The organism is Paenibacillus sp. 8b26, from assembly GCF_050626875.1.
Classification (GTDB): domain Bacteria; phylum Bacillota; class Bacilli; order Paenibacillales; family Paenibacillaceae; genus Paenibacillus.
The window spans coordinates 63,871-76,849 of record NZ_CP192445.1; the positions used below are offsets into that span (position 1 = coordinate 63,871).

Consider the following 12,979-nt stretch of genomic DNA (forward strand, 5'->3'; position numbering starts at 1 on the left):
ATGAATCGCATGGCTTTGGTTTTTCCGGGACAAGGGTCCCAGTATGTAGGAATGGGAGCGGCATGGCATAGCGGCTTTACAGAAGCGGATCGCTTGTTTGAAGAGGCTGCTGATATTTTGGGATATGATCTGAAAGCTTTATGCATGGCAGGTCCGATCACCCAATTATCCAGGACATTCTATACTCAGCCCGCACTTCTTACGATCAGCGTCATTGCATTCCGGCGTTATATGCACGAAATCGGGATTATCCCTGAATTTTCAGCAGGTCATAGCCTGGGTGAATATTCAGCTCTGGTAAGTAGCGGTGTTCTATCCTTTGGCGACGCTTTACGACTGGTTCAAGAGCGGGGACGCTTCATGGAAGAAACCGCTGAGGCAGGGCTGGGCAGCATGATTGCCATTCGCGGAGCTGAGTTGAACGTCGTGGAAGAATTCTGTCGTCTGCACTCCACAGTCGATCAGCCTGTCGTCATTGCCTGTTACAATTCACCTAATCAGTACGTCGTCTCGGGTCATCATACGTCGGTAGCTGTGGTAGCTGGCGAATTAGAGCAGCGAGGGGCTCAAATTACCCGGTTGCAGGTCAGTGGTCCTTTTCATAGTCCGCTTATGCAACACGCTGCGGACAAGCTGACCGCAGAGCTGCAAAAATATACTTTCCATGAAGCGCAGTGGCCCGTGATTTCCAATGTGACCGCTCAGCCATACTCCGATGTGGACAGCATCCGTCAAGGATTGATTTCGCAAATGACTCACCCGGTTCGATGGATACAAACCATGCAATATATGGAAAAACATGGCGTGGAGCAAGGCATTGAGTTAGGCCCACGGACAGTGCTGAAAAATTTGGCGAAAGAAATAAACACCACTATTGAAGTGCTTTCCCTGGACAGAGACCTGGATCGAGTTGAACTGGAACGCCGTTTCTCGATCCGTGATTGGGTTGCCCGTTCCCTGTCACTGGCGGTGTCTACCCCCAATGCCAATTGGAATGAAGATGAGTATCGAAAAGGTGTTATTTTACCTGTCCGGAAACTGGAAGAATTACTGCGAAACTCGAAATCAGGCAGTAGCCCACCTCCTGCTTCTGAGCAAAGACAGGAAATATTGGGGTGTATTCGCCTGGTGTTACAAACCAAACAGGTTTCCGAAGGAGAGCAGAAAGTAATGCTAGAGCAATTGAGGAGGGATCAGGATGGAGCAGTTTCAAACTTTAATTGAAATCATTCAAGACCGTGCAAGCCGGGATGAGAACGGGATCACCTTTATTTCCGGTGATAAGCAAGAGGAATATGTGTCCTATAGTAAACTTCTGGAGCAAGCATCACAGGTGCTTCATGCATTACAGCAAAAAGGGATACAGCCTGGCGATGAGCTGATCATGCAGATCGACGACAATCATACCTTTGTGAATGTATTTTGGGGCTGCCTGCTCGGTGGAATCGTTCCTGTTCCTGTAAGCATCGGGAATAATGATGAGCATAAAATGAAACTGTTTAAAATCTGGAATACGCTCTCCCGCCCTTATATGGTTGCGGATGACAAGGTTTTGGAGCAACTGGAAAAGTACGCGCATCAGCACGAACTGCTGGATTCCTTTGAGCCTGTTAAAAAAGCAACTTTTTCAAGCCATACATTCGACTATTCCGGTCTGAATAAAGGTGTAGTTCATGTATCCAAACCGGAGGATTTGGCTTTTATCCAATTTTCCTCAGGCTCTACAGGTGATCCTAAAGGGGTCATGCTGACACATGAAAATCTGGTTTACAATATTCGGGATATCGCAAATCAAACGGGCATGAGCTCCAAGGATGCTTATTTGGGTTGGATGCCGCTTACGCATGATCTGGGATTGATCGCCTTTCATTTAACCTGTGTGGTCGCTAATGCCAAGCAGCTAATTATGCCGACGGCACTTTTTATCCGACGCCCGTCTTTATGGCTAAAAAAAGTATCGGAGCATAAGGTGACTCAAATATGCTCTCCCAATTTCGGATATAAATTTTTTCTTGATCAGTACAAACCTGAAACAGCAGATAACTGGGATTTGTCAAGCGTACGTATGATTTTAAATGGAGCTGAGCCGATATCTGTAGAGCTTTGCCATGTGTTTATGGATGCGATGAGTGTTCACGGCTTGAATAAAAATGCGATGTTTCCCGTCTATGGATTGGCAGAGGCGAGCGTGGGTGTTTCCACTCCCCCTCTGGACAAAGATTCCTTTATTCCGCTTTATTTGAATCGGCAGCAGTTACACGTAGGTGAACCCATAGAAGAAGTAGACAAGTCCGACAAGCGGTGTCTTACTTTTGTGGATTTGGGATATCCGATGGCCAGTACCTCTGTCCGCATTTGCGATGAACAAAATCGGGTGCTGGAAGATGGTGTGATTGGACACACACAGATCCGCGGCAAAAATGTGACAGCTGGATACTACAACAATCACGAGGCTACCGCCAAGGTCAAAACAGAGGATGGCTGGCTCATCACCGGAGATTTAGGGTTTATGCGGAATGGCCGCCTGGTTATTACGGGTAGAGCCAAGGATATCATTTTCGTGAACGGACAGAACGTTTATCCGCATGACATCGAGAGAATTGCCGAGGAGCTGGATGGCGTGGATCTCGGAAAAGTAGCCGTGTGTGGTGTCCATGATGCGCAAACCAGGCAGGATCGTATTGTTGTTTTTGTGATGCACACGAAAAAGATAGAGCATTTTGTGCCGCTTGTCCAAAAACTGAAAAGTCATCTGAATTACCGGGGCGGTTGGAATATTCAGGATGTAGTTCCGATCCGGCGTATCCCTAAAACAACCAGCGGGAAGGTTCAGCGCTTTAAATTAGCCCAAAGTTATGAGCAGGGCGAATTCGATGAAATACTGACAACTCTGGCCGAGGCCACTCAAACCCTGCAAGCTGCTGAGCGTGCAGTCTTGCCTCAGGGAGAAATAGAACAGAAGCTGATTGGAATCTGCCAGGATATTTTAAGTGTAAAGTCGATTGGTACGGACGACAGCTACTTTGATATCGGAGTAACTTCCTTGCAACTCGTTCAGATTGTGGACCAGTTGGAGGATCAATTAGGGGTTCATATTGAAGTGACGGACTTCTTTTCCTATCCGACCATCGCCAAGCTGGCAGCGTATATCTCCAGTCAGGGCCTAAGCAGCGACGCGGCTGTAACAGCACAGCCCGAGGCCAAGGAGGAAGCAAATGATCGGGATATCGCCATCATCGGCATGTCCGGCAAGTTTCCTCAAGCGGATACACTAGAGCAGTTTTGGGCGAATGTGTCATCAGGGGCAGACAATATCGGTCCGTACAGCGATGAAAGAAGAAAAGACGCCGAAGCTTTCATTTCCCGTCTGAATACGGAAGGACGGAATATGCAAATCGCAGAAGGTGGCTATTTGGACGAAGTAGACAAGTTCGATTACTCCTTCTTTAAGCTGACACCACGGGAAGCCTCGCTAATGGACCCCAATCAACGGTTATTTCTACAAACCGCCTGGAGCACGATTGAGGATGCGGGGTATGGAGGTAAGCAACTGGCAGGCCAAAAGGTCGGCGTGTATGTCGGCTTTTCCAAAACCAGCTTCGAATACGAGCGCCTGCTGTCCGAGGTGGAACCGGGTGCGCTGCCGAACTTTGCCATTGGTAATTTATCGTCCATTATTTCCAGCCGGATTGCATATTTGCTCGATCTAAAAGGCCCGGCGCTAACGATTGATACAGCATGCTCTTCCTCACTCGTGGCGGTGCATCTGGCCTGCAAGTCCATCCTCAATGGAGACTGCGATATGGCACTGGCAGGTGGAGTGAAGACGATTTTGCTGCCTCTGAAAGCAGGCATTGGCATGGAATCCTCCGATGATCGGGCACGCGCCTTCGACGATCAGTCGGATGGAACGGGCTGGGGCGAAGGAGTTGGAGCGGTTTTCCTGAAGCCGCTGCGTAAAGCGGAGCAAGACGGTGACAACATTTTGGCCGTGATCAAGGGAAGTGCAATCAATCAGGATGGCAGTACGATTGGTATTTCCGCGCCGAATGCGCTGGCTCAAGCGGAAGTGATTTCGCAGGCGTGGCGTGATGCACAGATTGATCCCGAAACGGTGAGCTATATCGAAGCGCATGGCACCGGAACCAAGCTGGGCGATCCAATCGAGATTGACGGCATTACCAAAGCTTTCCGCAAGCATACACAGCGCAAACAGTTTGTGGCGATCAGCACGGTCAAAACGAATATCGGCCATCTTTACGAAGCCGCCGGGATTACGGGCTTGATCAAATCCGTACTGTCCATAAAGCATCGGCAGATTGCACCGCTCGTTCATTTTCGCACGCCAAACCAGAAGATCCATTTCGAGGAATCTCCGGTATATGCCAATACGAAGCTGAGGGAATGGAAAACGGACGGCTTCCCGAGAAGAAGCGGGCTGAGTTCCTTTGGATTCAGCGGGACAAACTGCCATGTGGTGCTGGAGGAATATATAGCAAAGACGGAATCGGATCAAACCTCCACGGTCAGCAACAATGGATCATCACCGCTGCTGCTGACCCTGTCAGCGCGGAGTGAATCCGCTTTGCGCGAGCTGGTCGGGCGGTACGCAGAACGATTCGGTCACGCGGAAGAACTCGTGATGCAGGATGTATGCTATACGGCTAACACAGGAAGAAGTCACCTGAATCACCGGATTGCGATAACTGCCGCTGGAGCGGATGCGCTGAAAGCGAAGGTACTTCAATTGCACGAACAAGGCAGAGCCGTCGAAGGCGTATACACTGGAAAAGCGGATAGCACAGGTGGTGCAGAGACGATTACTGGAAGCTTGGACACCTTGCAATCACTGGAGCAACTGGCTGCCAGGTACGTGCAGGGAGCGCAGATCGATTGGAATGCTCTATATGCAGGCAAGCACTACAAAAAGGTTTCTCTGCCTACGTATCCATTCGAGCGTAAAAGATGCTGGATTAACGTGCCCGAACAGGTTCAAACGGAACAGAAGGTACCCGTTCATGAAAACTCAACAGTAAAGGAGTCTGGAATTATGGGGAACGAGTATTTAGCGTCGGCATCGGTTACCGATCAGCACAAATCAGCTATTCTTCAAAGGTTAGCGAAAATGATCGGTAACGTGTCCCAGCTCAGTCTGGAGGAATTGGAGCCACAAACACATTTTCTGGAGCTCGGGCTAGATTCCATTAATTTGTCTCAGGTTCGCCACAGCATCAAGGATACCTTCGGACTGGACATTCCCATGAACGAATTTTTCGAAACGTTGACCACGCTGGAGCTGTTGGCCAGCTACGTAGCCGAGCGGGTGAGCATTTCCACTTCTGCTGAAACCCCGGTTCAGTCTGTGGAAAATCGTCCGGAAACCACTCTGAATCAGGTTGATTATGTAGCTTCCCCGCTAACCCAACCGTCTCATGAATCAGCCGTTTATGCTATAGATACGGCTGGACAAACACGGGCTCAAAGCTTTCCAATCGCTACAGCTTCTGCGGGTGTAGAGCGAATTTTGGAGCAACAGCTACATCTGATGTCACAGCAGCTTGATGTTCTCCGACATCAGCCATCTGCATCCGTAATAGCTTCCGAGCCATTTAGCCCGGAATCCAGCATTTTGCCCTCAGCAAGTAGAGGAAGCGCGGAGATTATCCGTATCGAGTCCAAGCAGGAAGTCGCGGCTGCATTAGCACCGACTCCTTCCGTAAAGGCTGTTCCCAAGCAGACAGGCAATGAAGCCAAACCGTATACGCCTTATAAAAAGCTGGATGTTAAAGCACGCGAATTGCTTTCGCTCCGTCAGGAACAACATCTGCAAGAGCTGATTGAACGCTACACGGCCCGTACGCGTAGCACCAAGCAGTACACCCAGCAGTATCGCTCCGTATACGCCAATAACCGTAATGCGGCTGGTTTCCGGCCTGTTTTGAAGGAAATGGTGTACCAAATCGTTTCTCAACGTGCAGACGGATCAAAAATTTGGGATCTGGATGGCAATGAATATGTCGATTTGACGATGGGCTTTGGCGTGAATCTGTTTGGGCACAATCCGGCCTTTATCCGAGAAAAAATTGAGGAAGAACTGAAAAACGGCATGTGTGTCGGCCCGATGTCCAACATGGCCGGGCAAGTCGCCGAGAAAATTTGCAAGATGACCGGTGTGGAACGGATTGCCCTGTACAATTCCGGCACCGAGGCCGTCATGGTCGCGCTCCGTTTGGCACGTGCTGCTACGGGACGGGCTAAAGTCGTCATTTTTGCCGGCTCGTATCACGGTACATTCGACGGAGTGCTGGCACTGGGGAGCGCAGGTGACAACAAGGAGCATTCGACACCTCTGGCTCCAGGTATCTTGCAGCATATGGTGGACGATATCGTCGTGCTTAATTATGGAGCGGACGATTCCCTGGATTATATCCGCACCCATGCGCATGAACTGGCGGCGGTTGTAGTGGAGCCAGTGCAAAGCCGTCGACCGGATTTTCAGCCTCAAGCCTTTTTGCAGGAAATTCGCCAGATGACGGAGCAGTCGGGTACTGCCTTCATTTTTGATGAAGTCATAACAGGCTTCCGGATTCAGCCGGGAGGGGCCCAAGCGTGGTTTGGGGTACAAGCCGACCTTGTGACTTACGGTAAAATCATTGGCGGTGGGCTGCCCATCGGTATCGTAGCCGGAAAAGCCGCCTTTATGAACGGGATCGATGGAGGCACGTGGAGCTTCGGGGACGATTCCTATCCACAACATGAGCAGCAGCGGACCTTTGTCGCAGGAACCTTCTGCCATCATCCGCTGGCAATGGCTGCTTCCTTAGCGGTGCTGGATCATTTGGAGAACAACGGCGAGCAGCTGCAAAATCGCTTGAACAGTCGCACCTCGGCGTTAGCAGCCGAGCTGAACAGCTATTTCACTGACGAACATGTACCTATGAAAGTGGTTAACTTTGGCTCCCTGTTCCGCTTCGTGCTCAAAGGCGATCTGGAATTGTTCTTTTATCACATGCTGGACAAAGGCATCTATATCTGGGAAGGACGAAACTGCTTCTTGTCCACGGCCCATACCGAGGAAGATATTGCGCGAATTGTGCAAGCGGTCAAGGATAGCGTGAACGAGCTGCGTAAAGGGGGATTTTTACCGGACCCGCCCCCGAATGGAAACGGCCCAGGGCCGGGCAAGCAACCTGCACCTGTAACCGTACCTCCAGAAGCTGAAGCAGTGGGTGTTCCAGAAACCGTAATTGCGCTGACTCCTGATCAAAAGCAGCTTTGGTTCGCCTCTGTTTCAGAACGAAGTGACTCTCAATCTTTACACGAAACCGCCTTGTTGCGGTTTCGTGGTCCACTTCAGCAGAAGGCGTTCAACCAGGCTGTCCAGACCATCGTGAACCGTCATGAGGCCTTACATACCTTTATGAGCGGCGATGGGGAAACTCAGGTGATCGCTCCTGTGATGAAAGTGGAAGTTCCGCTTCATGATTTTACCAGTCACCACCCGGATGAACAGGAACAGCATATCCGGGCATGGATGATCCAGGACAGCGAAACCCCATTTGCCATGATGCCAGGAGAGCCTTTATTCCGGATTCATCTGCTGAAAATATCAGATGAGGAGCATCTGAGTGTCTTTACGTTCCATCATTTTATCGCGGATGGCTGGTCGATTGGTGTATTCATTCAGGAACTGGAACACATCTATTCTGCGCTTGTCCGACATGCTGACTACAACCTTCCCGATCCAGTACCTTTTCGGAAATACGTTGTTTGGCAGCAGGATCAATTGAAAGCCGGGAAAGAAGAGGCCTTTGCTTTTTGGTCAGCAGTGCTGGAAAAGCAGCCGCCTGTCCTCAATCTACCATCTCCGGTGAGGGGAATACAGATTCCGTCTTCCAGCGGAAGCAGACATACTGTAATGCTCGAAGCGCCGCTCGTTAAACAGTTGAGATCCGCCAGCATAAAGCTTGGCAGCAGTCTTTTTATAACGCTGCTATCAGCCTTTCAGATTTTTCTGCATCGCCTGACAGGGCAGCAGGAAGTAACGGTGGGGGTTCCCACCGCAGGACAATCCCATATGGACGCCTTCTCCCTGATCGGCAATTGTGTCAACTTACTTCCGGTGATCAGCGAAGTGCGTCCTGATGCTACTTTTACGGAGCATGCCCAAACGGTCAAAAAGCGCATGAATGAACTGGACAACTTCCAAAAGTACAGCTTTGCCGGACTCGCTCAGCTGGGGCTGAGGAATTTGCCTGTCATTAACGCTGTATTCAATATGGATCGACCGATTCCGCGTTTTCAATTCCATGGAATGGAAGCAGAACTCATTGAGAATGAGGTATCATTCAGCAAATATGAGTTGTTTTTGAACGTGACAGAGGCACAGAAGCAATTACGTCTTGATTTTGACTACAATTCGGATCTTTTTCAGCCAAACATCATCGAAGCTTGGTCAGGGTATTTCCTGAATCTGCTGCATTCCATTGTAGAGGAAGAAGGGGCTCGCGTTTCCGCGATGTCTTTACTTCGTGCGTCAGAGAACGAACAACTTCGAGCTGCATGGGCAGCAAATACCGATGCCAACGGAAACTATCTTTGCGTTCTCGATGCCTACAAGCATTTGGCACCTGTCGGGACAGCAGGGGAGGTGTATCAAGCCTCAGGAGCAGGCCTGTTGGGAACGACCCGGGAATGGGTTTACGTGGAAAACGATGGCAAGCTGCGGCATATTGGAAATTTAAATCGGACCATTCACATTCGCGGACATCAGGTTAATCTGGAGCAACTGGAGAAACACCTGCTGCAAATTTTCCAATGGGAGTCCTGCGTCATTACACCACAAACGGGCGAAACTGGAAAAGTCTCATATATAACCGCCTATGTGGTTGCAAACGCATCGAAGCCTTGGGAAGAAGACGCACTGAAAAAGGCTGTTATCGAAATTCTTCCAGATTATATGCAGCCCCGTTTTTGGATTCCTATGGATCATATTCCTCTTCTGCCGGATGGTCAGCCTGATCTACAGGCTCTACCAGCGCCAAAACGAGCAAGTGTATTCGCTAAAACAGACGTCGCTTCTGAGAACCACGGCGTAGAAGATCAGCTCGTGAACATTTGGATGAACGTTCTGAATGTAACGGATATCAGCTATGACGATAACTTTTTTCAACTGGGCGGTGATTCGCTAAAAGCGACGGTCATTCTGTCGAGAGTCAACAAGGAATTGGGTGTACACATTCCACTCAGCCACATTTTTGAGCTGCAAACGATTGCTGAGCTGGCTACATATATTGCGGGTGGAACAAAGCAGACCTATGAACCGATTGTATCTGTAAAATCGCAGGCCTTTTATCCGGTGTCTTCTTCCCAAAAGAGAATGTACGTGCTGGATCAAATGGGAGGCGGAACGGCCTATCATATACCCGGTCAGCTTTTCATAGAGGGAAATCTGGAGGTCCCCCGCTTTGTTGAAGCCGTTAAGGAAGTTATTTTACGACATGAATCCTTTCGGACGTATTTCGATCTGGAAGACGGGGAAGTAGTACAAAAAGTTCGGGACACGATTCCATTCGACATCCCGTATACCCGTATTTCCAAAGAAGAAGCAAAACAGGCTCGGGCCTTGTTTGTTCAGCCTTTTCATCTGGGAACAGCTCCTTTATTCCGTGCCGAACTGTACGAATTTATCGAAGGTGGCTTCATACTGGTAGTGGATATGCATCATATTGTGTCCGATGGTTTCTCCATGGCCGTGCTGCTGGATGAAATCATTCAACGGTATCAGGGCAGACAGCTTGCGAACATTCAGCTTCATTACAAGGACTTTGTTGCTTGGCAGAAGCAGCAGATCAATGACGACGCATGGCAAGCCGCATGAATCATATTGGCTCCAGACCTTGAATGGCGAGCTTCCTGTACTGAATATGCCTACGGACTTTTCACGTCCGCAAGCACAAAGTTTTGAAGGTGACAGCTTGACCGTTACATTGGAATCCAAACTTACTAACACACTCTACAAATTGGCCCAAGATACCGAATCTACGATCTTTATGGTACTTTTGGCAGCTTATAATGTCCTGCTGGGCAAATATTCTAGTCAAGAGGATATTATCGTGGGTACACCTGTTGCCGGAAGACGGCATGTGGATACTCAAGCGATGATTGGCATGTTTGTCAATACGCTGGTTCTTCGCAATCATCCGCAATCTTCTTTAACGTTCCAATCCTTTTTGCAGGAGGTTAAGCAAAATTCGCTGCTGGCACTGGAGCATCAGGAATACCCGTTTGATGAGCTTGTAGACAAGCTGGAACTGGTACGCGACGTAAGTCGAAACCCGGTGTTCGATACGATGTTCAGTCTGCAAAATGTCGGCACAGATGTTTTGGAAACAGGAGGCATTCGTTTTAAACCGGAAGAATTCAACGCGGGCATATCCAAGGTGGATTTTTCATTGCATGTGACTGAAGAAAAAGGACGTTTGTCCTTCACTTTGGAGTATGGCACGAAGCTGTTTAAACTGGAGACCATCCGACGGCTGGCAGAGCATTTTGTGCGAATTTTGGAAACAGTGACGCAGGATGTCGGGGTGCAGTTGGCTGATATTACGATCGTATCTGATGAAGAGAAGCAATTGCTGCTGACCGGATTTAACGATACCGTCGTACCTTTTCCGACAGATGAGACGATCCACGGACGATTTGAAAAGCAGGTTGCAATGACCCCGGAGAACATAGCATTTGTATTTAGGGAACAGAGCTTGACTTACCTAGAACTGAATGAGCGGGCTAATTCACTGGCACGAGTGCTTCGTGAAAATGGCGTTGGTCCTGACAAGCCCGTAGGTCTGATGTTGCAACGTTCGACAGAACTGATCGTTGGTATGATAGCTATACTGAAAGCAGGCGGTTGCTATGTGCCGATTGATCCTGAATTTCCACCAGCCCGTATTAGATACATGTTTGAAGACAGCGAGGCGACTGTAGTTTTGACCCATCGTAAACTGGTAGAAGAGAATAGCTACAAAACAAAAATGCTTTTTTTAGAAGATGAGGAATTATATCAGAGAGAGAAATCGAACCTGGAAGCGAATGTTCAATCAGAGAACCTAGCTTATGTTATTTATACTTCAGGGTCGACCGGGCATCCAAAAGGGGTCATGCTTCAGCATAGTTCCGTTATGAACTTTATCACAGCAATGCATGAATTGATTGATTTTAAGCCTGACAAAAGGATTCTGTCGCTGACTACTATTTCTTTCGATATTTTTGTGGTTGAGACGATATTGCCGCTGCTAAACGGAATGACCTTTGTACTGGGTGATCGCCATCATCAAGTTGATCCACAGACACTTGGGGAATTAATTGTTGCTCAGCATATAGATTTGCTACAAATGACACCCTCTCGCCTTAAAATGTTACTCAGCAGTGAAGCGGGAATGCACGCACTACAAGGTATAAAGGAGATTATTCTTGGGGGCGAGGCGCTTGCGCCTACGTTACTGAAGAAATTGCAACAAATTAAAGGGCTGCGTATCTACAATATGTACGGACCTTCGGAATCAACTGTATTTTCATCAGCTAGGGAACTGACAGGTGCTAAACATATTGATATCGGGTCCCCCGTTGCCAATACGCAAATGTATATCCTTGATGGACAGGGTGCATTACAGCCAATTGGAATCCCTGGTGAGCTATGCATTGCAGGGGAAGGATTGGCTCGTGGCTATTGGAATCGCGCGGAACTGACGGCGGACAAATTTGTAGATAATCCATTTTCAACAGGAACACGAATGTACAGAACGGGCGATCTCGCCCGCTGGAAAGCGGATGGAAATCTGGAGTTTATCGGCCGAATCGACCATCAGGTGAAAGTACGTGGATTCCGGATTGAGCTGGGTGAGGTTGAAAATGCTTTGATTAGCCATTCTGCAATTCGAGAGGCTGTCGTCACTGTAAATCAAAGCAAAGATCATGAATCCGTCTTGTGTGCCTACATTGTACTGCATACAGAAGAAACACCAAGCTTAACCGTAATTCATGAGCATGCCGCCAAGTTGCTTCCGTATTACTCGGTACCGTCTTACTTTGTGTTTCTGGATCGTATACCGTTGACTCCGAATGGAAAAATCGATCGGAAGGCGCTGCCAGCACCGGAAGGTAATATACAAAGAGGGACAGAATATATTGCCCCACGGACGTGGTTGGAAGCGAAACTATCGGTAATCTGGCAGGACGTGTTGGGTTTGATGCAAGTCGGCGTGAAGGAAAACTTCTTTGAAATTGGCGGACACTCTCTACGGGCAATGACGTTGGTTTTGAGGATTTACAAAGAATTGAACAAACCAATTCCTCTACGTAGCATTTTTGACGCACCGACGATTGAACAGCTGGCAGTGGTGATTGAAAATCTGAACGAGGTGGCGTATGCATCTATTTTAGTGGCGGAAGAGCGTCCCTTTTATACCTTGTCTTCTGCACAAAAACGAATGTATATATTGCATCGGATTGATCCGGGTGATGTGAGCTACAACATGCCCGCAGTACTCCAGGTGAGCGGACCGCTGGATGTAAGACGGGTAGAGGCAGCATTTCGGCAGTTAATCTCACGCCACGAGGCCTTCCGCACGAGTTTTGAAATGGTGAACAATGAGCCTGTGCAGCGGATTCAGGAAAGGGTACCTTTTGAGGTGGAGTACGCCAAGGTACAGGAAAAACAGGCAGGGACAGACGCACTTGCATTTGAGACAGAAATAGAAAAATGGGTTAGCAATTTTGTAAATCCATTCGATCTGCAAGCTGCTCCACTGTTACGGGTAGCCTTACTGGATCTTAACGGAGAGGGGACAGAAGAAACACAGCATCTGCTAATGATCGACATGCACCACATTATCTCGGACGGTGTGTCGACGAGTGTGTTGACCCGCGAATTTGTTCGCTTATATAGCGGTGAGAAGTTACCTCCGCTACGGATCCAATA

At 48.7% G+C, this 12,979-nt stretch carries 3 protein-coding genes (1 of these 3 cut by a window edge); all 3 read left to right on the forward strand.

What is annotated here, in order from left to right; all coding sequences use genetic code 11:
- Tightly spaced (each overlapping or abutting the next), the 3 genes in view from fabD to ACQ4MX_RS00340 form a layout consistent with a single transcriptional unit that may run on beyond the window.
- Positions 1 to 1,224, forward strand: coding sequence for an ACP S-malonyltransferase (gene fabD / locus ACQ4MX_RS00330; RefSeq protein ID WP_431088696.1), 1,224 nt, complete (start codon positions 1 to 3; stop codon positions 1,222 to 1,224).
- On the forward strand, positions 1,199 to 9,880 hold the full coding sequence (locus tag ACQ4MX_RS00335; protein WP_431088698.1) for an aminotransferase class III-fold pyridoxal phosphate-dependent enzyme: 8,682 nt from the start codon (positions 1,199 to 1,201) through the stop codon (positions 9,878 to 9,880). The genes fabD and ACQ4MX_RS00335 overlap by 26 nt, the downstream gene beginning before the upstream one ends.
- Positions 9,855 to 12,979 carry the beginning of a non-ribosomal peptide synthase/polyketide synthase gene (locus tag ACQ4MX_RS00340; protein ID WP_431088699.1) on the forward strand. The gene runs 17,047 nt beyond the window's last position, so only the first 3,125 of its 20,172 coding nucleotides appear in the window; it begins with the start codon at positions 9,855 to 9,857; the stop codon falls past the right edge of the window. The genes ACQ4MX_RS00335 and ACQ4MX_RS00340 overlap by 26 nt, the downstream gene beginning before the upstream one ends.

Coding starts and splice junctions, on each gene's coding strand:
- fabD (WP_431088696.1), top strand. CDS start 1: ATGAATCGCATGGCTTTGGTTTTTCCGGGACAAGGGTCCCAGTATGTA.
- ACQ4MX_RS00335 (WP_431088698.1), top strand. CDS start 1,199: ATGGAGCAGTTTCAAACTTTAATTGAAATCATTCAAGACCGTGCAAGC.